This window comes from Streptosporangium sp. NPDC000239, from assembly GCF_040300765.1.
Lineage (GTDB): Bacteria > Actinomycetota > Actinomycetes > Streptosporangiales > Streptosporangiaceae > Streptosporangium.
In genome coordinates this window covers 157084-178777 of the sequence record NZ_JBEPEI010000017.1, presented here as the reverse complement: position 1 = coordinate 178777, position 21694 = coordinate 157084, and the positions used below count along the sequence as shown (strand labels likewise).

Below are 21694 nucleotides of genomic sequence, written 5' to 3'. Positions count from 1 at the left end.
GTGTCTTGGCAAAACGGGCATAAATTCCGTCCTGTCTCATCAAGACAGTGCACGCCAGGAAAAAGACCTCTCAGGCGCGCAGCGCCCGGATCACCACCGTGGTGATCGGCAGTTCGAACTCACCCCGCGCGGTCTCCGGCGTCGAGCGCAGGTAGTCGGCGATCCTGCCCAGCAGCTCGGCGCGGTCTCCCTCGGAAAGCGTCAGCACGTGGGAGTGGGTGGCGATCGTGGCGACCATGGACTCGGCGGTCCTGCGCTGGCTGTGCGGGAACCAGGCCTGCTCGACCGGGCCGAACCACGGCTCTCCGAGTTCGAGCATGTCGGGACGCCACTGCGTGCGGGAGACCGTGCTGCGCGCGACCTCCTTCAGCCCGTTCACCCACGGCACCTGGTCGTCGTCGAGGTTCCACAACCCCGCGACCGCCCCGCCGGGCGCCAGGACCCGGGCCATCTCCGGCGCGGCCCGGTCGAGGTCGAACCAGTGCATCGCCTGCCCGACCAGGACCGCGTCGACCGAACTGTCCGGCAGCGGGATCCGCTCCGCGCCGCCCGGCAGGGCCTCGACCCTGGGCAGCCGCACCCGGAACTGGCGGAGCATGGCCGGGTCCGGCTCGACCGCGACGACATCGGTGACGTGCCTCAGCAGCACCTCGGTCAGCTTCCCGGTGCCCGCTCCCAGGTCGAGGACGCGCGGAGGCTGCGAGCCCCTGACGGGTTCGAGCGCCCACAGCACGGCGGCGTCGGGGTAGTCGGGCCGCTCCCGCGCGTAGGCCTCAGCCTGGCCGCCGAACGATGACGCCCTGCGGGCCGCGGACTCGGGGTCGATGCCGGGGAAAGCGCTGGGTCCACCCATGCCATCACGATATAGGTCCATATTTCATGGCTCATCGTGAAAAAAAGGGTTTTCCTGGTAAAACGCCTGGTGGACACCGGTGAACCCTCGGGTAAAAGGGCCATACCATCACTCCGGGTGACCGTCGATCACCCGGCCAGCGCCCGGCGGTAGGGAGTCAGGGTCGCGAGCCACTCGTCAAGGGAGTCCGCGTCCTGCCACAGGTCGTACAGTTCGTTGTCCCCGGGGCGGGCCGCCCGGTCGAGAAGGTCGGCGGCGAGCCCGCGCAACGCCGCGTCCACCTGGAACGGGTTGCCCTCAAGCCATCTGACCGCCACCGGGTCGTTCAGGGCGACGGACTCGGCACCGGCCAGACGGGCGATCGTGAGACAGGCCATCGCGACCGCGCCCGCCATGTCCGGCCCCTCGACGTAGTCGTCCTGGTCGAGGATCTCCCGCAGCGCCTCCGACAGGACCGCCGCCGGGTCCGCCGTACCGTCGAGATGCGCCAGCAGGTCGAGTGCCCCGTCGTTGTCGAACGGTCCCAGATCCCAGGCTCCCATGTCGCACCTCTCCTCACCGGCCTCTTCCTCGGTTCGGAGCTTAGGTGGCACCCCCGACAAATCACCCAAAGTTCTCCTTCCGCCGGATGAGGGGGCGTGGACGGGTCCCCCAGCGTGGAGGAGGAAACGGGCCATCCGCGTCCCTACCTTCGAGACATGGCGGACAGAAACCCGGAACGCTCCACGAGACCACGCCCCAGGAGAGGTCGCAGACTGCTGCGGACACTGCTTCGGGCAGCGGCCCTCACCCTGGTCCTGCTCGTGCTGGCCTCTGGGGTGGGGTTCGCCTACGAGTCGAACGCCTCACGGGCCGACGCGCGGGAGCACCGGGCACCGGGGCGGCTGGTCGACGTGGGCGGCCACCGCCTGCACCTGTACTGCACCGGCCGGGGCGCCCCGACCGTCGTGCTCGAAGCGGGACTGGCCGAGTCGAGCGCGAGCTGGGAGGTGATCCAGCGCCGCCTGTCCGCCCGCTCCCGGGTGTGCTCCTACGACCGGGCGGGATACGCCTGGAGCCAGGAGGGACCCTCCCCCCGTACGGCGGAGCGCCTGGCCGGAGAGCTGCACGCGCTGCTGGCCGCCTCCGGGGAGGCCGGGCCGTACGTGCTGGTCGCGCACTCCTTCGGCGGCAACGTCGTACGGGTCTTCGCCGACCGCCTGCGGAGCCTGACCGCCGGGCTCGTGCTGATCGACGTCACCGACGAGACGGCCTTGACGGCGTTGCGGATCTCCCGGCCGCTGATGGCCGTACAGCTCGGCGTCAACCAGTTCGTCGCCCGGGTCGGGTTGCTCAGACTGCGCGGCGACGCCTTCGTGCCTCCGGAGGCGACCCCGACGGCCCGCGCGAACGCCACCGTCGTCTACGGCTCGGGCAGCATGGCGGCGGCCCGCGCCGAGGCGTGGGCGTCGGTGGACAGCGCCGCCCAGGTGGCCGCGACGGTCCGTCCCGGGGCGTGGGGCGATCTGCCGGTCACGGTGATCGTCCCGGCGGGACAGCCGGAGGAGGACACCAGGCACGCCAGGAGCCTGGCGGCGCTGTCGAGCCGGGGCCGCCTGGTGACGGCCTCGACCACCGAGCACTACGTGCAGAACGCCCAGCCCGACCTCGTCCTCGCCGAGATCGCCAGAGTCGCCGCCGGATGATCAGCCGGGCAGGTCGACCTCCTCGCGCAGCACGCTGTAGATCACCCCGTCACGCCAGTGACCGTTCCTGAACGAGTAACCGCGCAGCACGCCCTCCCGGGTGAAGCCCGCCTTCTCCAGCGCGCGCTGCTCGGCGAGGTTGGCGTCCTCGGTGACCGCCTCGACCCTGACCACCTGCGTGTGCGCGAACAGGTACTCCACCAGCAGGCGCTGCGCCCGGGTGCCGAAGCCCCGGCCCCTGGCCTCGGGCAGCAGGGCGATCCCCAGGTTCCAGCAGTGTGAGGTCTGCGCGGTCAGGATCCTGCGCCAGGAGACGAAGCCCAGCCGCTCCGCGCCGTTGACGACCAGCAACAGGCCACCCTCGGCGTCGAAGAAGCCGTTCTTCGCCCACTTCCTGCGCCACCTGCCGGGGCCCGACCAGCCGAGCCAGCCGAACAGCCCCGCCGCCTCCGGCTCGACGGAGAAGCGCTCAAGCGTCTCCAGGTCCTCCTCGACGATCGGCCGTAACGCCACCTGATCAACGCTCATGCCGTCACGCTACGAACCGCCGGCCGAGCCGTCCAGATGCCCGAAGACCTCCCGCGCCGCCCCGAGGCTGTCCCGCAGCGCCCGCTCAAGCTCGTCGGCCTCCTCAGCCAGCCGCCCGACCTCGGGTACGGCCAGCGCGTCCGCCCCCGACTCGGCGAGCAGCTCCTCGTAGCGCGGCAGTCGTTCGGCGAACGCCCGCAGTTGGTCATGCGCCCGCTGGGCCTGTTCCGCCCGCGCGACATGGGCGGCGTAGCGTTCGATCGCCTCGACCCTGGCGACGACCGCCTTCTCGCTCTCGGCCAGCACCCGTTCCAGGGGCCGCACCGCGGCCGAGACCTCCGGGGTCACCCCACCGGCCATGAGTGTCCTGTGCTCCGCGCGCAATGCGGACAGCTTGGCGAGCAGGCGTGCGATCTCCCACTCCTGCGCAGGCAGGACCACCGTGTTGCGCACGTCGTCGAGAAGACCCTCGGCGTTGACCCGCGAACCGAGGATCGAACCGGCCGCCGTCCTCGTCCTGACGAGCAGTTCTCTCGCCGCGTCGTCGAAATCCTCCTCAAGGAGATAACTCTCCCGGCAGTCTTCGGCGAGGCCGTACAAGACGTGTTCCGGAGAAAGGCGGTCCTCCGCGTCGCCGGCGGCCCGTATCGCGGCGACGACGAGGCCGGCCAGCGTGAGGGAAAGCACGATCTCGACCAGGAGACCGGCGCCGACGAAAACCGCGGCGACAAGGGCCAATGCCGTCAGCATTCCCTTGACCGCGAGGGAGGCGGCCGACCGCTTCCTGGGCGGTGGCAGGGGTTTCCAGCCTTTTCGCACCTTTTCGAGCATGAGCGCGTTGTCACCGAGGACGGTCGCCGTCTCCTCGGGAAGGGCGGGGTCGACGATTATCCGGATTCTACGGTTGCCGGCCCGCGTAGTCGCCATGCGCTGGATCCTAACCGTTTCAGAAATGCGATTTCCGTTTTCCCCCGGCGCTTTATACGCGAGGAAAGCAGGTGGCCTCCCCGCTTCGGCCTGCCTACATTTGGTCCATGACGACTTCTCCGTTCCAGGTGATCTGCGAGATCGAGCCGCCGACCCGGCCCGACCTGATGCACGTCCGGCACCAGATCGGAACCCTGAGCAAGATCTCCGACACCTTCCTGGTGCCCGACAACCACATCGGCCGTGCCACGGTCTCCAGCGTGGCGGTCGCGCACGAGGTCGAGGCGATGGGAGGCCGTAGCATCGCGTGTCTCAACTCACGCGACCGCAACCTGCTGGGGTTCCGCCGCGACCTGCTGACCGCCGCGGCCTACGGCGTCGACCGCTTCCTGTTCGTCTACGGGGACAAGCCGGCGACGGGCAACCGCACCGGCGACCTGAACGTGCGCGCGATGATCGAGGAGGTCCGTGCCCTGCCGGACGACCCCGCCTTCGCCGGGGTGCGCCCCTTCCAGATCGGTACGGCCGCCGGCCTTCGCCCGCTGCCCGCCTGGAAGCACGCGGCCGACTTCGTCTTCGTCCAGGTCAGCTTCTCCCTGGAGGCCCTGCTGAGGTGGCGGGAGGCCAACCCCGTCGAGGTCCCCGTCTACGCGGGCGTGATGGTCCTGGCCAGCGAGAACCACGCCCGGCGTCTCTCCGCCGCGATCCCGGACATCGACATCCCCGAGGACCTGGTCCGCGCGGTCGCCGCCGACCGCCAGGCCGGGGTCGAGGCCACCTGCGAGCAGGTCCTCAAGATCCGCGACTCCGGCGCCTTCGACGGGGTTCACCTGATCCCGGTCTCCCGCTACCGCCAGGTCGCCGCCCGGCTTGAGGAACTGCTCTGACAGGTTCGTCCCAGAACGCCCGGCCGGTCAGCGGCCGGTCAGCAGTGCGGCGAAACGGTCGACGTCGACGTTGCCGCCGCTGATGATCACACCGATCCGCCGTCCCGCCAGGTCTCCCGCGAGCCTGCGGACGGCGGCGAGGCCGAGTGCGCCGGTGGGCTCGACGACGATCTTCATCGTGGCGAAGAAGGTCCGCATGGCCTCGACGAGCTCGGCGTCGGTCGCGGTGACGATGTCGTCGACGTCGCGGCTGATGATCGCGAAGGTGTGGGCGCCGAGATGCTGGGTCTGCGCGCCGTCGGCGATGGTCACCGGGGTGTCGATGTGGACGACGCTCCCCTGGCGCAGGGACCGCAGGCCGTCGTCGCCCGCCTCGGGCTCCACGCCGTACAGCGCGCAGCCCGGCGACAGCGCCTTGGCCACCAGCGCGGTGCCGGACAGCAGTCCGCCCCCGCCGAGCGGCACGAACAGCGCGTCGAGGTCGCCGACCTCCTCCAGCAGCTCCAGGGCGGCGGTGCCCTGCCCCGCGATGACGTCCGGATGGTCGTACGGCGGGATCAACGTGAGCCCGTGTTCCACGGCCAGCGCGCGGCCGATCTCCTCACGGTCCTCGGCGTAGCGGTCGTAGCCGACGACCCGCCCGCCGTATCCCTTGGTCGCGGCGACCTTCGCGGCGGGCGCGTCGTGGGGCATGACGATCGTGGCCGGGATGTCCAGCATCCTGGCGGCCAGCGCCACGGCCTGGGCGTGGTTGCCCGAGGAGTAGGCGACCACGCCCGCGCGCCGCTGCTCCGGGGTGAACCGGGACAGGGCGTTGAACGCGCCACGGAACTTGAAGGCGCCCATGCGCTGGAGGTTCTCGCACTTGAACACCACGTCGGCGCCGACGCTCTCGTTGATCCGGCGCGAGCGCAGCACGGGGGTGCGGTGCGCGTGGGAGGAGATACGGGCGGCGGCGTCCCGGACGTCGTCGTAGGTCGGCAGCTGGAGCATCGGCGGCTTCTCCCCTTCGGGGTTCTTCGACGGTTCGCAACGATCTTCGACACGACCACGGTAACCGCCCCGGCCGTTCGCGTCAGCCCTCCCGCCGGTCCGCCTCCCGGTCGGGCCGCACGGATCCGGGCCCCGTCGACCAGGCTTCCCGGGATGGTCCTCGCAGGTCGGGGCTTGTGGGTCAGGCACCGCGAATCAGACCCTGTAGGGCGGGTTCCGCGGGTCAGGCCTCACGGACCAAGACCCTGCGAGCCGGACTTCCCGGACCAGGCCTCACGGGTCAGGTACCGCGGGGCGGGCTGCACGGACCAGACTGATCGGCTCAGGCTTCGCGGGTCAGGCTTTGCAGGCCAGGCCTCACGGCTCAGGCTTCGCGGGTCAGGATTTGCGGGTGGCCGACAGGGTCGCGTAGACGATGATGTTGTCGGTGTAGTGGTGGGTCCGGCTGTTGTAGACGCCGCCACAGGTGATCAGGCGCAGAGTCGCCTCTCCGGTGTTGCCGTAGACCCGCTTCGACGGGAACGACGTCTTGCTGACCTGCTCGACCCCGTCCACGGTGAACTCCACGATGGTCCTGTCCGACCTGGAGACCTTGATCTTGTCCCCGCGCTTGATCTCCTTCAGGCGGCTGAAGACGGCCGCCCCACTGCGGGTGTTCACGTGCCCGAGCACCACCGAGGGACCCTGCTGTCCGGGGACCGGGCCGTTCTTGTACCAACCTGCCAGGTTCGGCTTACTCAACGGCGGGGTCTGGATCTCCTTCTTGGCGTCGACACCCAGCGCCATCAGCGGAGCCAGCAGCCCGATCTTGGGAATGGCCAGCTTGTTCGGCCGTACCCCCGCGCTCTTGAGCGGCGCGGGCGGCTTGACCACGGGCAGCGGCGGGCGAGCGGTGGGAGCGGCGGCCGTCAACGGCGCGTCGAGCCCGCCGTGCCCCACCTCGGCGGGGGCCGCCGCGACCGGCTCCTGCGGCTGCGGATCCTGCGACTGCCCCGGCTGTACGGCCTGCGTCTCCTGGCCACCCTGGGTGGGGACGTCCTGCACGATCATGCTGTCGGCCGCCCGCGGCACGGGTGGGCCGTACGGCTCGTCGTCGGCGACCGGCGTCAGGTAGGTCAGCAGCCCGGCCATGATCGCGGCGACCCCGCCGAGCGAGCCGACCACCAGCAGGGTGGGCAGCAGGAGGCCGCCGCCCTTCCTGGGCGGACGGCCGCCGCCGTAGTAGGGGCCCTGACCCTGTGAAGGCCCTGGATACATCCGGCGCCTCCTTACCTGTCCCCGCGCATGCGCCTACTGTCCCCTATCGACCCGCTTCGTGTCAGCGGCCCTGGCTGTGCGCCGCACGCCGCCGCCTCAACGCCACTCCGCCGACCACGCTCGCGAGCACCATCGCCGTCCCGCCGCCGATCAGCCCCGCGCCCGAACGATTCTCGTCGGGAGCCTCACCCGTCTGCGCACCACCGCTGGGCGTCACGATCACCTGAGGAGCGGTCGGCGTCGGCCGGGTGGGGGTCACGGTCGCGGTGACGGTGAGGGTGGGCTTGGGAGTGGCGGTGTGGGGCGGCACGGTCGTGTAGTAGGTGCTGGGCACCACGGTCGGAGTCCTGGTGGGGGTGGGGGTCGGGGTGGTCGCCGTAGGCGTGGGGGTAGGCGCCTTCTCGACCTTCACCGGAACCGCCTCGGCCTTGGTGGGCTCACAGACAGCAGTGAAGTTGGGGTATTTCGCGTAAAGCTCGGGCTTCGGCTCCTTGAGCACCCTGAAAGCGTCGACGATCAAAAACTTTCCAGGGGAGGCGTTCTTCAGCTTGACGGTGTACGTTCCGTATTTCAAACCCTTCACGGACCAAAGAACCTGCTGTGTCCGCTTCACATCGGCCGGAACGTTGGTCTGGCCATCCGCCTCCTTGGAGGCATTGACCTTCGTCGTCGGCTGGGACTTGCCGTCAGCATCGGTGAGGGTGACTTCGACCTCACCCATGTCGTCATCGCGTTCGGTGACGTATTCGACACCGGTGCCGGTGAACGAGAACTCGGCGGTCGCGCCATCATCAGTGGTCGCGTGCACGTCTTTCCCGATGTCGTCGATTTTGTCGTCGGCCCTGCGAATCCACTTGTTGCCCACGGAATACTTGATCGCAGGGTTTTCCGCCCCGTTGACACTGTCGTTGAAGACGGTCACCTCATCGGAGGGCAGGTACTGCACCGTGAGGCTCCTGGGCGTGACCTTGATCTCGCCTTCCTTCCCCACGATGTAGGAACCCGGCGCCAATGTGGGGAGGGGAAGCGGCGCGCCCTTCTGCAGAGCGTTGGCGACGACGGTCTCTCCCATCGAGTCGAGCGTTCCCGTGCCACTCCAGTAGTCGGATATCCCTGCGCTACCTCGCGCGACCACCCGCGCCTTCGCGGGCGAGTCCTCCGGAGCCTTGAAAGGGGAATCACCCAGAGTCCACTTGATATCGAGCGACTGCCCGATGTAGACCTTCGTCGGAAAAGCGACCCTGACCAGAACCTTCGCCTGAGCCGGAGCCAAATCATTCGAAGGAGTGCAGAAGAAGTCCGAGATATAGGTGTCCGTGTCGGCAACGCTCTGAGAGCTCGTCAGAACGACCAGGGAACCAGCCGCCACCCCTAGGACTGACGCCGCGACTGCCTTGCGGAGTCCTGCTCCCCACCGAACCACTGGTCGCTCCGATCATCGGATCTGGCCATAAAACCGGTCATAAAGTCACAACTCGCTCCGGATCGTACTGCCCAGCCCCAGCATGACGCAGGAAGATGACAAGACCCCCAGCAGACTGTGGCGGACTTGTGATCCGCCCGAATCTCCGGCGGAGGCCGTACAACGCCCGTCACCTGGGTGTACCTATGGGTAACAGAATCGTATTCTGTCCTCGTATCCCAAGGAGGCAAGCCCATGCGACGAGACCTCTTCCAGGAGGAGCACCTGCTCTTCCAGGAGACCGTGCGCGAGTTCATGGCCCGCGAGGTGGTTCCCCACCACGACCGGTGGGAGAAGGACGGCATCGTCCCCCGCGAGGTGTGGAAGAAGGCCGGGGAGATCGGCATGTTCGGCTTCGGAGTGCCCGAGGAGTACGGCGGCGCCGGGATCAAGGACTTCCGCTACAACACCGTGATCGTCGAGGAGGTCATGCGGATCGGCGCCACCGGTCTCGGCTTCTCCCTGCACAACGACGTGATGGCGCCGTACTTCGTCGACCTCACCGACGACGACCAGAAGGCCCGCTGGCTGCCCGGGTTCGCCTCGGGAGAGCTGATCACGGCCGTGGCGATGACCGAGCCCGGCGCGGGCAGCGACCTGCAGGGCATCAGGACCACCGCCAGGCGCGAGGGCGACCACTACGTCGTCAACGGCCAGAAGACCTTCATCACCAACGGCATCAACTCCGACCTCGTCGTCGTGGTCGCCAAGACCGACCCGGAGGCGGGCGCCAAGGGCGTCTCGCTGCTGGTCGTCGAACGGGGCATGGAGGGCTTCGGCCGGGGCCGCAACCTGGAGAAGATCGGCATGCACGCCCAGGACACGGCGGAGCTGTTCTTCGACGACGTACGGGTTCCCGCGGCCAACCTGCTCGGTGGGCAGGAGGGTCGGGGCTTCTACCAGCTCATGGCCAACCTGCCGCAGGAGCGCCTGTCGATCGCGGTCATGGCGGTGGCCTCGGCGGAGGCCGTCCTGGCGCAGACCATCGAGTACTGCAGGTCCCGTACGGCATTCGGCCGCAGCATCGGCAGCTTCCAGAACACCCGGTTCGTCCTGGCCGAACTGGACACCGAGCTGGAGATCGCCCGTCACTACGTGGACAGGTGCGTCCTCGCCCTCAACTCCGGGGAGCTGAGCGCGGTGGACGCGGCCAAGGCCAAGTGGTGGACCACGGAGCTGCAGAACAAGGTCATCGACCGCTGCCTGCAGTTGCACGGCGGCTACGGCTACATGATGGACTACCCCGTGGCCAAGGCCTGGATCGACAGCCGGGTGCAGACGATCTACGGCGGCACGACCGAGATCATGAAGGAGATCATCGGCCGCTCGTTCGGCTTCTGACCCCTCGAATGACCCCTCGGAGACGCCGCAACGCCCCGGGAACGCCGGGACGCCGCCCTCCCACCACGGAAGGGCGGCCCGGTCCCTCACTCCTTGACGATCTCCTCGATCTTGATCGCGTCGCCCTCCGAGATCAGTACCCTCGCCTCGAACGTGACCCCCGCCTTGAGCGCCTTGAACAGCTCCGCCGACGTGCAGCGGTGCGGAACCGCCCCCTTCTGGCAGACGCTCCCCTGCGTGTCGAGCACGACCGTGTCACCGGTGAGGTGCACCTCGTGCGGCCCGTCGGAAGCGTCGACCACGACCGACTCCTTCCCCAGCGGGCTGAGCCGCCCCGTCACGTCGTCGACCCGCGAAACGCTCCCGCTGCGTGTCGGCGTCGCCGTGGGGGTGACGCTCGGCTCCACCGGAACGTCCGGCACGCTCTCACTGGGTGTCTCGGACGGCACCTGCGACGTGTCGGCGGTGACGGACGCGGTGGGCGACGCGGCGGCCGAGGGGCTCTCCCCCGAGGCTCCCGAGGTCCCCGAGCCTCCCGAGGAGCAGGCCGCCAGGCAGGCGGCGAGCGCGACGGCGAGCACGGAGCCCCGGACGGCCGAAGGAACGCGTGTCACTTTCACCCATCTACTCACGGACAGCACCATTCCACGAGAAACGGTGTCGTGGTTAATCGCCACAAGATCCTCACGGTCGACGCATACTGGTCACCGTAGGCTCCCCCTGAGGCGGTGTTGATGGACAGCGGACTGATCCTGCTGGTCTTCCTGGCGTTCCTGTTCGCCTGGGGGCTCAACCGGGTACGGCGCGCGATGCGGCTCGGCACGGTCGCCTACGCCGGCATCATGATCGTCTTCATCCTGGTGATGCTCGCCCTCTGGGGCCAGACCTTCCGCTAGCCCACCGAGCCGCCGACCCGACGAGGCCGGCCCCGCACGCCGTACGGAACGGGGCCGACGGTCCCGTCGTCAGCTCCGTGACCCCTCAAGCACCACCCGCGCGACCAGGGCCGGATCGTCGTTCATCGCCAGGTGCCCGCACCCCCGCAGCAGCCGCACCCGCTGCCCCGACCACCTGGCGGCCCGTACGGCCTGCCGACGGGGGAACAGCCGGTCGCGGTCGCCCCAGGCGATGGTCACCGGCGTCTTCGGCGGCGCCGGAGGCATCAGCCAGACGAACGAGTCGAGGGTGTCGTCGAACCCCGGCGCCTCCCGCAGCGCCCGCCTGGCCGAGGAGAGGTCCTGTGCGGAGAGCCTGGACGGGTGGCCGACGAGCAGCCCGGCGGCCAGCGTGTGACCCAGCGGGTTCGCCGCGAGGGCCTCGCCCCGCTCCGAGTCCAGCGCGAAGGCCAGTGCCCGGAACGTCCTGAGCACCGCCCGCGAGTACACCAGCTCGCTCCGGTTCCAGAATCCGACGGGCGACAGCGCCGTGGCCGTACGGACCGTCCCCCGTGAGGCCAGCTCCAGAGCCACGTATCCGCCGAGGGAGGTGCCCGCGACGTGGGGTTCGCCGAAGCCGAGCCTCGCGCAGAACGTCTCGACCGCGTCGGCGAGGCTCTCCACCGTGTACGGCGAGCCCGGCGGCAGCGGCGGGGAGGCACCGAAGCCGGGAAGGTCGACGGCGATCACGTCCCGCTCGGCCGCGAGCAGGTCGAGCACCGGCAGCCACGCCTGCCAGTGGTGACCGATTCCGTGCAGCAGGACCAGGGGCTCCCCTGTCCCGCGACGTTCGAAGGCCAGATCCATCCCCCGAGTGAAGCACCGATCGTCCCCGGCTTCTATGACGGGGGCGCCATGCCCTGACCGCCTCACCGGCTCAGGACGCGTAACCTGCGGGAAATTTCCGGACAAGCTCACGAAACCTGGCAGTGATCTTGATTCTGGTCAGCGTGACTTGGTGGGGATCTCGAACCAGACGGCCTTACCCTCTCTGGTCGGGCGGGAGCCCCAGCGCTTGGCGAGCTGGTCGACGAGGTAGAGACCCCGGCCACCCTCGTCGTTCTCCCCCGCGCTGCGGATGCGGGGAAGGCGCAGGTCCTGGTCGAACACCTCGACCCAGACGGATTCGCCTCCCCTGCGGAGCCTCAGGGTGAACTCCTTCTCGTTGACGACCTCGTCCTCGAAGCCCGGGATGTCCCACGACTCGTCGAAGGAGAAGGGGGTGGTGGTGTCGATCACCAGGTCACGACGGGGGACGCTGGCGTTCGCCGCGTGCAGCACGACGTTGGTGACCACCTCGGAGACCAGCAGGCAGGCGAGCTCGGCGCGCTCCTCGGGGACGTTCCAGCCGCTGAAGGCCTCCGCCGCCATCCTGCGGGCCTCGCCGACCATGATGGGCTGGGCGGGGAAGGTGCGTTCCTCGACGTCGAGCTCGTCACGGGCGGACCTGACGACCAGGATGGCCATGTCGTCGTCGATCTCGCCGGGGACGGCGTCCGTCGCGGCCTGGGCGATGTTCTCGACCGTGTCGTCGGAGACCTCGATGAGCTTGCCGAAGAGCGCGGCGAGGGTCTCCTCGTCGCTCGGCGGCCTGCCGTCGGCGTCGCGCAGGGGACGGCGGTCGACCAGGCCGTCGGTGTAGAGCAGCAGCGCGGCCCCCGCGGGCAGCGTGCGGGTCTCCTCCTTGTAGACCAGGTCGGCGTTGATGCCACGGGCGCGGACGCCCAGGGGCTTGCCGACCTCCTCGATCTCCAGCTCGCTGCAGGTGCCGTCGACCAGGAGCAGCGGCGGGGCGTGCCCGGCGTTGGCGAAGGACAGCTGGCGCGACCAGGCGTCGTAGACGAGGTACTGGCAGGTGACGATGGGCGGGACGCTGATGTCGGCACCGCTGTCGTCCCACTCGGGGGTGGCGATGCTGTGGGTCCAGTCGTCGAGCCTGGCGAGGATCTCCGCAGGTGGCTTGTCGTCCTGGGCGAAGGCCCGCAGTGCGGCCCTGAGCTGGCCCATGACGGCGGCGGCCTTGGCTCCCCTGCCCTCGACGTCGCCGATGACGATGCCGACCCGGCCCGCCGACAGCGGGATGACGTCGTACCAGTCGCCGCCGACCTGGGTCTGGATGCCCTGGCCGTGCGAGGCGAGCGGCGCCGCGGGGCAGTAACGGACCGCGATCTCCAGGCCGTCGAGCTCGGGCAGCGGCGCGGGGGGCAGCAGGTTCTTCTGGAAGGACTCGGCGGTGTGCCGCTCCTCCTCGAACAGCAGCGCGTTGTCCACGGCGAGCGCGACCCGGGTCGCGACGGCACCGACGAAGTCACGGTCGAAGGCGTCGTAGTGCGGGCTGCGCCGGTCGGTCAGGTTGGACAGGCCGAGGTACATCAGCCCGAGGACCTCACCGCGCACGCACAGCGGCGCCACGATGGCCGAGGTCATCCCGATCTCGGCGGCGAGGCGGGTGCTGGCCTCTCCGGGGCTGGGGTAGTTGGTCTGGGAGAAGTCCTCGACGAGGATCGTCTCCTGGCGCCGCAGCGCGATCTCGGCGTAGTGCCCGGTCGGGTAGTTGATGTCGGCGCCGATGGGGGCCCAGGTGTTGGGCGGCGGGCTCCAGCCCGGGACGTGGCTGGAGACCTTCCTGGTCAGCCTGCCGTTGTCCATGAGTTCGATGAAGCAGTGGTCGGCGAACTGCGGGACGAGCATCTCGGCGACGCGGTTGAGCGTCTCCTCGACGTACAGCGAGCCCGCGAGGCGCTCGCCGATCCGTTCGAGCAGGCCGTAGCGGTCCTTCTCGCGTTCGTTGCTGCGCATCGCCTCCCTGGCGGTGATGACGATGCCGGTGACCGAGCCCGACTGGTGCCGCAGCGGCACGGCCTGGGCCCGGACGTAGATGATCGTGCCGTCGCCGCGCTTGACGTCGAAGGTGCCCTCCCACACCCCGCCCTTGAGCACGTGCTTGGCGAGCTCGACGGCGAGGGGGTGGTCCTTCTCCATGATGCCCAGGGAACGTGACTGGTCGCGGGCCGCCGGGCCCGGCCTGCCGAACAGCCGTTCCGCGAAGGGGTTCCAGTAGACGACGTTGCTGAAGCGGTCGGTGACGACCACCGCCATCTCGGCATGGTCGAGGACCGAATGCGCCGAAAGGTGGTCGGCGGTGTCCTGTGAGAGATCCCCCCACCGTTTCATCCAGCGACCACCCCTTGGGGACGGCTTTGCGCAAAGCGAACCACGGTTGCTCCTGCTGCGGTCTCGGCAGGGGAGTGGAGGGTCTCCCGGGGGGATTTCAACCAAGCAGATGGATCTTGGTCATCGGGTGGAGACGAAGACATGCGCGGCGATGTCTCGCGGGAGGTCCGCCAGAGTATTCTCCGCCTTGTCGTCACCTGTCACCCGCACACCGTCGTCGCTTGCCGCGAGCGTTACCTCGCGTCCGGGTTGTATCCCAACTTGCTTGAGTTTAAGCATCACAGCCGGATCACTTTGCACTTGTTCGCTAATTCGGCGGACGACAACGGGTATATCCCTGGGTCCGGCCAGCGCCGCCATCGACGGCAGTGACTGCCAGGCCGCGCCGTCCTGGGCCGCGACGCCCAACTCCTCAAGGCCCGGGATGGGGTTGCCGTGCGGGTCCTCCTTCGGGTGGTTCAGCAGCGTGACCAGCCTGGCCTCGACGGACTCGGACATGACGTGCTCCCAGCGGCAGGCCTCGACGTGCACCTCCTCCCATGGCAGGCCGATCACCTGGGTGAGCAGGCACTCGGCGAGGCGGTGCTTGCGCATGACGCGCGTGGCGAGCGTGCGTCCCAGGTCGGTCATCGTCAGGTGCCGGTCTCCCTCAACCCTGACCAGGCCATCGCGCTCCATCCGGGCCACCGTCTGGCTGACGGTGGGACCGCTCTGCTGAAGCCGCTCGGCGATGCGCGCACGGAGAGGGGTGATTCCCTCCTCCTCCAACTCGAAGATCGTGCGGAGGTACATCTCCGTGGTGTCGATCAGGCCGTGTGCGGTCAAGGCTCCTCCCGTCCTTATCTCGTTCCAAGGCCGGTCGCGGCGTCCTCCCCTGGGGACAGCGACAGACCTGAAGTCCTCGGACTCTGACCCTATTGCGAGATCCGCCCACAGCGGCCAACGATGGCAACATCGGGGGCAGGTAAATCCTTCCCAACCTGCCCAAACACTCTGATCACTTGGACCCCGCGGCGGCGGAACGGTAACGCCTGAACGCCGGTACGGCCAGCCCGACCGCGAGCACCACCACGGCGCACGCGATCCCCCCGCCGACCCAGGAGGCCGTGGCGCCGAACCACACGGCCGTCGCGCCCGCCCTGAGGTCGCCGAGCCTGGGGCCTCCGGCGACCACGACCGTGAACACGCCCTGCATGCGCCCGCGCATGTCGTCGGGCGCGTGGGTCTGCAGGATCGTCTGCCGCCAGACGGCCGAGACCAGGTCGGCGGCGCCGCCCAGGGCCAGCAGGGCGATCATCAGCCACAGCTGGCCGACCAGTCCCGCCAGGGCGACGCTGACGCCCCAGGCGGCGATCACGAACGTCAGGGCGAGCCCCTGGCGGCTGATCCGGCCGACCCAGCCGGACAGCAGGCCGCCGAGGACCGCGCCGATCGAGATGCTCGCCGAGAGCCAGCCGAACGCGAGCGGGTCACCGCCGAAGCGTTCGGCGACGATCTCGGGGAACAGCGCCCTGGGCAGCGCGAACGCCATGGCGATGATGTCCACGACGAACGACATCATCACCACGGGGTGGCCGGAGATGTAGCGCAGGCCGTCCACGACGGAGCGCAGGCCGGGGCTGGTCACCGCGCCGACCGGTTCGAGGCGCGGCAGCCGTACGGCGGCGTAGAAGCCGGCGCCGAACAGCAGGGCGTCGATCAGGTAGGCGACGGCGACGCCGCTCTGGGCGAGCACGAAGCCCGCGATCAGCGGGCCGATCACGGTCCCGAGGTTGCCGACCAGGAAGTTGAGGGTGTTGGCGGCGGGGACGAGCTCGGTGGAGACGAGCCTGGGGATGATCGCCCCCCGGGTCGGGCCGGTGATGGCGAACCCGGTGGCGTGGACGGCGACGGTGGCCAGCAGCAGGCCGATGCTCGACACCTGCAGGAGCGCCTGGGCGAGCAGGGCCAGCGTCGCGCTCCAGGCGATCAGGGAGCCGACCAGCAGCAGTTTGCGCCGGTCGACGGCGTCGGCGACGGCCCCGCCCCACAGGCCGAAGGCGACCAGCGGGATCAGGTTGGTCGGGCCGAGCATGCCGACCCAGAAGGAGGAGCCGGTCATGCCGTAGATCTGGGCGCTGACCGCTACCGAGGTGAGCTGGAAGCCGATGAACGAGACGCCCTGACCCATCCAGAGCCGCCGGTAGGCCGGGACCCGCAGTGGACGGGTGTCCACCGCGAGTCTCCTGACGAGATTCCTGACCGCCACGTATCCCCCTCAGCCCTTAGGACATATGGGGATATATCAGTAATGGCCAGGTAACAAGTCACGGGGCCAGGCGTTCGACGGTCCACGAGGCGCCCGTACGGCGGTAGCGGAGACGGTCGTGCATGCGGTCGAGCTGACCCTGCCAGAACTCCACCTCCGACGGCACGACCCGGAAACCGCCCCAGAAGTCGGGCACCGGCGGGTCCTCCGGCCAGCGCTCGGCCAGCTCCGCGTAGCGCTCGTCGAGCTCCCGCCTGGACTGCACGACGGCCGACTGCCGCGAGGCCCACGCCCCGATGCGCGAGCCGTAGGGACGGGACCTGAAGTAGGCGGCCGACTCCTCCCGCGGCAGCCGTACCACGTGGCCCTCGATCCTCACCTGGCGGCGGATGGAGTGCCAGGGGAACAGCAGGCTGGCCCTGGGGTTCTCGGTGAGGTCGCGGCCCTTGCGTGACTCGTAGTTGGTGTAGAAGACGAATCCGTCCTCGTCGTAGCCCTTCAGCAGGACGGTCCTTGCCGTCGGCCTGCCGCCGGCCGAGCTGGTCGCGACGACCATCGCGTTCGGCTCGGGAAGCTCGGCCGCCACGGCGTCGTCGAACCATCGGGCGAACTGGCTGACGGGGTCGGGGGCGAGATCTTCCTCAAGCAGAGGGAGACCTTCGTAGGTGCGGCGAAGCCCGGCAAGCGAAGGCGGGCGCGAGGTGGCATCCACGGGACGGTATTCTCCCGTGCTTGACGGAGAGCATGCGCACCGCCCCCACCTGGGACGATCGCGTTCCGGCGGGTCCGGCGGCACACCACCGCGCCCTAGGGGGTTGAATATGACCCGCCGGTATCTCGACATCAAGGCTTTGACTTCAAGAAAGGGAGGCGGCCGAGAATGTCCGACTTCAAACCCGGGCTCGAAGGCGTGGTGGCCTTCGAGACGGAGATCGCGGAACCGGACAAAGAAGGGGGCGCCCTTCGTTACCGGGGCGTCGACATCGAGGAGCTTGTCGGTCGCGTTTCCTTTGGACACGTGTGGGGCCTGCTCGTCGACAACACGTTCCAGCCGGGCCTCGCCCCGGCCGAGCCGTACCCCATCCCTGTCCACTCCGGTGACATCCGCGTCGACGTACAGAGCGCGCTGGCCATGCTGGCCCCCGCGTACGGCTTCAACCAGGTGCTCGACATCGACGCCGAGCAGGTACGCGCCGACCTGGCGCGCGCCAGTGTGACCGCCCTCAGCTTCGTCGCCCAGTCGGCGCGCGGCCTCGGCCTGCCGATGGTCCCGCAGAGCGAGGTCGACAAGGCCGAGAGCATCGTCGAGCGGTTCATGATCCGCTGGCGGGGCGAGGCCGACCCCAAGCACGTCAAGGCGATCGACGCCTACTGGACGTCCGCCGCCGAGCACGGCATGAACGCCTCCACCTTCACCGCCCGGGTGATCGCCTCGACCGGTGCCGACGTCGCGGCGGCGCTGAGCGGAGCGGTCGGCGCCATGTCCGGCCCGCTGCACGGGGGCGCCCCCGCCCGCGTGCTGCACATGATCGAGGGCGTCGAGAAGCTGGGCGACGCCAAGAAGTGGGTCCAGCAGGAGCTGGACAACGGCCAGCGGCTCATGGGCTTCGGTCACCGGGTCTACCGGGCCGAGGACCCCAGGGCCCGCGTGCTGCGCCGTACGGCCAAGGAGCTCAACGCGCCCCGCTACGAGGTCGCCGCGGCGCTTGAGCAGGCCGCCCTCGAAGAACTGCACGCCCGTAAGCCCGACCGGGTGCTCGCCACCAACGTCGAGTACTGGGCCGCGGTCATCCTGGACTTCGCCGAGGTCCCCGCCAACATGTTCACCTCCATGTTCACCTGCGCACGCACCGCGGGCTGGGCGGCTCACATCCTGGAGCAGAAGCGCACGGGCAGGCTGGTCCGCCCCAGCGCCAAGTACGTGGGCCCACCGCAGCGTTCGATCAACGACGTCCCCGGCGCCGCCGAGGTCCTCGCCTCCTTCTGACCCCCGATCAGTCTCGTACGGCTGTCGCGCGACGCACTCTCGCGCGGCAGCCGTCTCGTGTTTATCGGGTGATTTCAGTCTCATTCCGGACACCACGCACGTCTCGAAATACGGACCCCGAGCGGGATCGCGCGGCGGGCTCAGTACGCTGTTCAGGTGGCTGACATCGTGATTCCCTCTGACATCAAGCCCGCCGACGGCCGTTTCGGCTGCGGGCCCTCGAAGGTACGACCTGAGCAGCTGGCGGCTCTGGCCGCCTCCGGTTCCACCCTGATGGGCACCTCCCACCGGCAGAAGCCCGTCAAGTCGCTCGTCGGGCGCGTGCGTGCGGGCCTGCGGGAGCTGTTCTCCCTCCCCGAGGGGTACGAGGTCGTCCTCGGCAACGGCGGCACCACCGCGTTCTGGGACATCGCCGCCTTCGGGCTCGTCCGTGAGAGGTCGCAGCACCTGCACTTCGGCGAGTTCTCCTCCAAGTTCGCCTCCGTCGTGGCGAAGGCCCCGTGGCTGGGCGACCCGACCGTGATCAAGTCCGAGGTGGGCAGCCACCCCGAGGCCCGTCTCGAAGAGGGCGTGGACGTCTACGCGCTCACCCACAACGAGACCTCGACCGGCGTCGCGATGCCGATCAAGCGGGTCGGCGAGGAGGGCTCGCTGGTCCTGGTCGACGCCACCTCCGGCGCGGGCGGCCTGCCCGTCGAGGCGAGCGAGTTCGACGTCTACTACTTCGCCCCGCAGAAGAGCTTCGCCTCCGACGGCGGTCTGTGGCTCGCCCTGATGTCCCCGGCCGCGCTGGCCAGGGTCGAGGAGATCTCCGGCAGCGGCCGGTACGTCCCCGAGTTCTTCAGCCTGCCGACGGCGATCGACAACTCCGTCAAGGACCAGACCTACAACACCCCGGCGGTGGCCACGCTGTTCCTGCTGGCCGACCAGCTTGAGTGGATGAACGGCAACGGCGGCCTGGCCTGGACCACCGCCCGCACCGCCGACTCGGCCCAGCGGCTCTACACGTGGGCGGAGAAGACCTCCTACACCTCGCCGTTCGCCGCTCCCGAGTTCCGCTCGAACGTGGTGGGCACCATCGACTTCTCCGCCGAGGTCGACGCCGCCGAGGTCGCCAAGGTCCTGCGCGCCAACGGCATCGTGGACACCGAGCCCTACCGCAAGCTCGGCCGCAACCAGCTGCGCATCGCGATGTTCCCGGCCGTCGACCCCGACGACGTCGAGGCGCTGACCAAGTGCATCGACCACGTGGTCGAGCGGCTCTAGCCCTTCTCTGAGCCTGTCCGGCGGGGGAAGGGCGACGTCCTTCCCCCACCGGAGGCCCTGGTGACCACGCGGACACCCGTGGAGCCCGGAGGCCGGGCCCTTTCTGGGCGCGCCGGGAAACGGGCTCCCAGCGCCCTCTCAGCTCCGTCCCGAGCCCTCACGTTCCGGCGGCTCGGGAATCCTGTGGAAGGCGCGGCCGGAGTCCGGGTCCGGCGGGCGACAGCGTCGCGCTGACCTCCAGGCCTCCGCCTGAGCGGGCGCGGGCGACGACCACGCCGCGGTGGGCGGCGACGATGGAACGGACGATCGACAGCCCCAGACCGGCTCCCTCCCTGGGGCCGGACCTCGCCTCGCCGAACCGGACGAAGGGCTCGAACAGCTCGTCGACCTTGTCCGGGGGGATGTCCTGGCCGGTGTTGCCGACCGTCAGGCCGCCCGACGCCGTGACGCTCACCTCGACCACACCGCCGGGACGGTTGTAGCGGATCGCGTTCTGCACCAGGTTCATGAGGAGCTGCGTGATGAGGACCCGGTCGCCGGAGATCTCGACCGGCGCGGACCTCAGCTCCGTGCGCACACCGGCCGCGGCGGCGACGTCGGTGTACTGGGCCAGGACCTCCCCCGCGACCTCGTGGAGCGGGATGGGCTCCCTGCGCGCCAGGCCCCGGTCGCTCTGCGCCATGAGCAGCAGCCCCTCGATCAGCCGCTCGCTGCGTTCGTTGATGGTCAGCAGTTCCCGTCTGGCCCGGACCACCTTCTCCGACATCGGCCCGGCCAGCCCCAGCTGGAGCACCGTGCGCTGGACGGCCAGCGGGGTCCTCAGCTCGTGGGAGGCGTTGGCGACGAAACGACGCTGACTGTCGGCGGCCTGTTCGATCCTGGCGAGCATGTCGTCGAAGGTGTCGGCGAGCCTCTTGAGCTCGTCGTCCGGTCCCCTGAGTTCGATGCGCTCGTGCAGGTTGTCCAGGCAGAGGCGCCGCGCGGTCTCCGCGATCCGGTTGAGCGGCCTGAGCATCCTGCCCGCCAGCCACCAGCCGATGAGCGCGGCCATGACGACCAGTACGGCCAGGCAGGCGGCGGACGTGGTGAACAGCTGGTGCAGCAGTTCGTGGCGGGCCTGCGCCAGCCGCCTGTCGACGGCCTCGGTCGTGTAGGACCTGGCCATGGAGACGATGACGTCCACCGACTCGCCCGGCGACCTCGCGGTCGGCTTGTTGGTGAAGGAGATCACCTTGACCTTGGAGTCGACGCTCCGTGCCAGCAGGAAGTAGACGACGAGGACGACGACCGTCCCCGCGGCGAGGATGAGCCCGCCCTGTACCGCGGCGAGCCTGACCCTGACCGGCAGGCCGAGCCACCGCGCGGGCGCCCGGCGCGAGGCCGCCACGGCTCAGATCCGGTATCCGATGCCCAGCACGGTCTCGATCACCGGCGGGTCTCCCAGCTTGGCCCTCAGCTTGGCCATCACGACGCGGACGGCGCTGGTGAAGGGGTCGGCGTTCTCGTCCCACGCCCGTTCGAGCAGCTCCTCGGCGCTGACGACCCGTCCCTGAGCCGACATCAGCACCTCCAGGACGGCGAACTCCTTGGGGGACAGCGCCAGCGGGACCCCGTCACGGGAGGCCCGCAGCCGTGAGGGGTCCAGCGTGAGACCGCCGCACCGCAGCACCGGGGGCAGCGCCGTACCGGTCCGCCTGCCGAGCGCCGACACCCTGGCGAGCAGCTCGGAGTAGTCGAACGGCTTGGGCAGGTAGTCGTCGGCGCCCAGGCTGAGGCCCTGGAGCCGGTCGCGGACACCGCCCGCCGCGGTGAGCATCAGCACCCTGGTCCTGCCGCCCTCCCTGGTGAGCTCCTCGCACACCTGGTCACCGGAGACCCCCGGAAGGCCCCGGTCGAGGATCACCACGTCGTAGTCGGAGCGGGCGAGCCTTCTCAGCGCGTCGGTCCCGTCGTAGGCGACGTCGACCGTCATGTTCTCTCCGCGCAGCCCGTCGGCGACGTAGTCGGCCAGCACACGCTCGTCCTCGACCATCAGCACGCGCATGGCACGCCTCTCCTCAGGTGGGTGTGTCGCCACAGTAGGGCGACGTGGATAAAGCCGATGTTTCCGATGACGGAAACGTCAGCCGAACGCCCCCGTCTGTAGACCTG

General features: G+C 69.5%; 21 protein-coding genes. 6 read left to right on the top strand and 15 right to left on the bottom strand.

Annotation, left to right across the window (positions count from 1 at the left end):
* Positions 1-70: 70 nt before the first annotated feature.
* On the bottom strand, positions 71-853 hold the full coding sequence (locus tag ABT340_RS32670) for a class I SAM-dependent methyltransferase (protein WP_352014726.1): 783 nt from the start codon (positions 851-853) through the stop codon (positions 71-73).
* Between the two features lie 128 nt (positions 854-981).
* Positions 982-1395, bottom strand: coding sequence for a DUF4259 domain-containing protein (locus tag ABT340_RS32665; protein ID WP_352014725.1), 414 nt, complete (start codon positions 1393-1395; stop codon positions 982-984).
* Between the two features lie 156 nt (positions 1396-1551).
* Between ABT340_RS32665 and ABT340_RS32660 the strand changes: the two genes are divergently transcribed.
* Complete coding sequence (locus ABT340_RS32660; RefSeq protein ID WP_352014724.1) at positions 1552-2538, top strand: alpha/beta hydrolase; 987 nt, start codon at positions 1552-1554, stop codon at positions 2536-2538.
* Here the strand turns inward: ABT340_RS32660 and ABT340_RS32655 are convergent, their stop codons facing one another.
* Together ABT340_RS32655 and ABT340_RS32650 are read right to left on the bottom strand one after the other, a co-directional pair.
* A complete protein-coding gene (locus tag ABT340_RS32655; RefSeq protein ID WP_352014723.1) occupies positions 2539-3066 on the bottom strand; it encodes a GNAT family N-acetyltransferase in 528 nt (175 codons plus the stop codon). It lies immediately after the preceding gene.
* A 9-nt stretch (positions 3067-3075) separates the two neighbouring features.
* Positions 3076-3993, bottom strand: a complete 918-nt coding sequence (locus ABT340_RS32650; RefSeq protein WP_352014722.1) for a hypothetical protein — start codon at positions 3991-3993, stop codon at positions 3076-3078.
* Between the two features lie 107 nt (positions 3994-4100).
* Here ABT340_RS32650 and ABT340_RS32645 point away from each other — a divergent pair, with 107 nt between their 5' ends.
* Complete coding sequence (locus ABT340_RS32645; RefSeq protein WP_352014721.1) at positions 4101-4880, top strand: methylenetetrahydrofolate reductase; 780 nt, start codon at positions 4101-4103, stop codon at positions 4878-4880.
* A gap of 27 nt (positions 4881-4907) precedes the next feature.
* Here ABT340_RS32645 and ABT340_RS32640 read toward each other — a convergent pair whose 3' ends face one another.
* The 3 genes from ABT340_RS32640 to ABT340_RS32630 form a co-directional block, all read right to left on the bottom strand.
* Positions 4908-5873: a threo-3-hydroxy-L-aspartate ammonia-lyase gene (locus ABT340_RS32640; protein WP_352014720.1), complete on the bottom strand. Its 966-nt coding sequence runs from the start codon at positions 5871-5873 to the stop codon at positions 4908-4910.
* A 378-nt stretch (positions 5874-6251) separates the two neighbouring features.
* Complete coding sequence (locus ABT340_RS32635) at positions 6252-7130, bottom strand: class F sortase (RefSeq protein ID WP_352014719.1); 879 nt, start codon at positions 7128-7130, stop codon at positions 6252-6254.
* A gap of 61 nt (positions 7131-7191) precedes the next feature.
* A complete protein-coding gene (locus tag ABT340_RS32630; protein ID WP_352014718.1) occupies positions 7192-8499 on the bottom strand; it encodes a hypothetical protein in 1308 nt (435 codons plus the stop codon).
* A 288-nt stretch (positions 8500-8787) separates the two neighbouring features.
* On the opposite strand from ABT340_RS32630, the gene ABT340_RS32625 reads away from it, so the two are divergent.
* Complete coding sequence (locus ABT340_RS32625; protein WP_352014717.1) at positions 8788-9933, top strand: acyl-CoA dehydrogenase family protein; 1146 nt, start codon at positions 8788-8790, stop codon at positions 9931-9933.
* A gap of 86 nt (positions 9934-10019) precedes the next feature.
* On the opposite strand, the gene ABT340_RS32620 is transcribed toward ABT340_RS32625, so the two are convergent.
* Complete coding sequence (locus ABT340_RS32620; protein ID WP_352014716.1) at positions 10020-10547, bottom strand: hypothetical protein; 528 nt, start codon at positions 10545-10547, stop codon at positions 10020-10022.
* A 120-nt stretch (positions 10548-10667) separates the two neighbouring features.
* On the opposite strand from ABT340_RS32620, the gene ABT340_RS32615 reads away from it, so the two are divergent.
* Positions 10668-10829: a hypothetical protein gene (locus ABT340_RS32615; protein ID WP_352014715.1), complete on the top strand. Its 162-nt coding sequence runs from the start codon at positions 10668-10670 to the stop codon at positions 10827-10829.
* Positions 10830-10898: 69 nt separating this feature from the next.
* On the opposite strand, the gene ABT340_RS32610 is transcribed toward ABT340_RS32615, so the two are convergent.
* The 5 genes from ABT340_RS32610 to pdxH all read right to left on the bottom strand — a co-directional run bounded on the left by ABT340_RS32610 (position 10899) and on the right by pdxH (position 17002).
* Entirely contained in the window at positions 10899-11675 is a 777-nt protein-coding gene (locus tag ABT340_RS32610) for an alpha/beta fold hydrolase (protein WP_352014714.1), read from the bottom strand.
* Positions 11676-11813: 138 nt separating this feature from the next.
* Positions 11814-14042 (bottom strand): ATP-binding SpoIIE family protein phosphatase, encoded by a 2229-nt coding sequence (locus ABT340_RS32605; protein ID WP_352014713.1) that lies wholly within the window; start codon positions 14040-14042, stop codon positions 11814-11816.
* A gap of 120 nt (positions 14043-14162) precedes the next feature.
* Positions 14163-14867, bottom strand: a complete 705-nt coding sequence (locus tag ABT340_RS32600; protein ID WP_352014712.1) for an iron-dependent transcriptional repressor DtxR — start codon at positions 14865-14867, stop codon at positions 14163-14165.
* A gap of 172 nt (positions 14868-15039) precedes the next feature.
* Positions 15040-16257: an MFS transporter gene (locus ABT340_RS32595; RefSeq protein ID WP_352014711.1), complete on the bottom strand. Its 1218-nt coding sequence runs from the start codon at positions 16255-16257 to the stop codon at positions 15040-15042.
* Positions 16258-16348: 91 nt separating this feature from the next.
* A complete protein-coding gene (gene pdxH / locus ABT340_RS32590; protein ID WP_352014710.1) occupies positions 16349-17002 on the bottom strand; it encodes a pyridoxamine 5'-phosphate oxidase in 654 nt (217 codons plus the stop codon).
* A gap of 168 nt (positions 17003-17170) precedes the next feature.
* Between pdxH and ABT340_RS32585 the strand changes: the two genes are divergently transcribed.
* Both ABT340_RS32585 and serC read left to right on the top strand, forming a co-directional pair.
* Positions 17171-18277: a citrate synthase 2 gene (locus tag ABT340_RS32585; protein WP_352014709.1), complete on the top strand. Its 1107-nt coding sequence runs from the start codon at positions 17171-17173 to the stop codon at positions 18275-18277.
* A gap of 156 nt (positions 18278-18433) precedes the next feature.
* The gene (serC, locus tag ABT340_RS32580; protein ID WP_352014708.1) at positions 18434-19543 is read left to right on the top strand and encodes a phosphoserine transaminase; all 1110 of its coding nucleotides are present in this window, start codon (positions 18434-18436) and stop codon (positions 19541-19543) included.
* A 157-nt stretch (positions 19544-19700) separates the two neighbouring features.
* Here the strand turns inward: serC and ABT340_RS32575 are convergent, their stop codons facing one another.
* Positions 19701-20930, bottom strand: a complete 1230-nt coding sequence (locus tag ABT340_RS32575; protein ID WP_352014707.1) for a sensor histidine kinase — start codon at positions 20928-20930, stop codon at positions 19701-19703.
* 3 nt (positions 20931-20933) lie between these two features.
* Positions 20934-21587 carry a response regulator transcription factor gene (locus ABT340_RS32570; RefSeq protein WP_352014706.1) on the bottom strand — a complete coding sequence of 218 codons (654 nt, stop codon included), beginning with the start codon at positions 21585-21587 and terminating at the stop codon, positions 20934-20936.
* Positions 21588-21694: the final 107 nt, after the last annotated feature.

Coding starts and splice junctions, on each gene's coding strand:
- ABT340_RS32670 (WP_352014726.1), bottom strand. CDS start 853: ATGGGTGGACCCAGCGCTTTCCCCGGCATCGACCCCGAGTCCGCGGCC.
- ABT340_RS32665 (WP_352014725.1), bottom strand. CDS start 1,395: ATGGGAGCCTGGGATCTGGGACCGTTCGACAACGACGGGGCACTCGAC.
- ABT340_RS32660 (WP_352014724.1), top strand. CDS start 1,552: ATGGCGGACAGAAACCCGGAACGCTCCACGAGACCACGCCCCAGGAGA.
- ABT340_RS32655 (WP_352014723.1), bottom strand. CDS start 3,066: ATGAGCGTTGATCAGGTGGCGTTACGGCCGATCGTCGAGGAGGACCTG.
- ABT340_RS32650 (WP_352014722.1), bottom strand. CDS start 3,993: ATGGCGACTACGCGGGCCGGCAACCGTAGAATCCGGATAATCGTCGAC.
- ABT340_RS32645 (WP_352014721.1), top strand. CDS start 4,101: ATGACGACTTCTCCGTTCCAGGTGATCTGCGAGATCGAGCCGCCGACC.
- ABT340_RS32640 (WP_352014720.1), bottom strand. CDS start 5,873: ATGCTCCAGCTGCCGACCTACGACGACGTCCGGGACGCCGCCGCCCGT.
- ABT340_RS32635 (WP_352014719.1), bottom strand. CDS start 7,130: ATGTATCCAGGGCCTTCACAGGGTCAGGGCCCCTACTACGGCGGCGGC.
- ABT340_RS32625 (WP_352014717.1), top strand. CDS start 8,788: ATGCGACGAGACCTCTTCCAGGAGGAGCACCTGCTCTTCCAGGAGACC.
- ABT340_RS32615 (WP_352014715.1), top strand. CDS start 10,668: ATGGACAGCGGACTGATCCTGCTGGTCTTCCTGGCGTTCCTGTTCGCC.
- ABT340_RS32610 (WP_352014714.1), bottom strand. CDS start 11,675: ATGGATCTGGCCTTCGAACGTCGCGGGACAGGGGAGCCCCTGGTCCTG.
- ABT340_RS32605 (WP_352014713.1), bottom strand. CDS start 14,042: ATGAAACGGTGGGGGGATCTCTCACAGGACACCGCCGACCACCTTTCG.
- ABT340_RS32585 (WP_352014709.1), top strand. CDS start 17,171: ATGTCCGACTTCAAACCCGGGCTCGAAGGCGTGGTGGCCTTCGAGACG.
- ABT340_RS32570 (WP_352014706.1), bottom strand. CDS start 21,587: ATGCGCGTGCTGATGGTCGAGGACGAGCGTGTGCTGGCCGACTACGTC.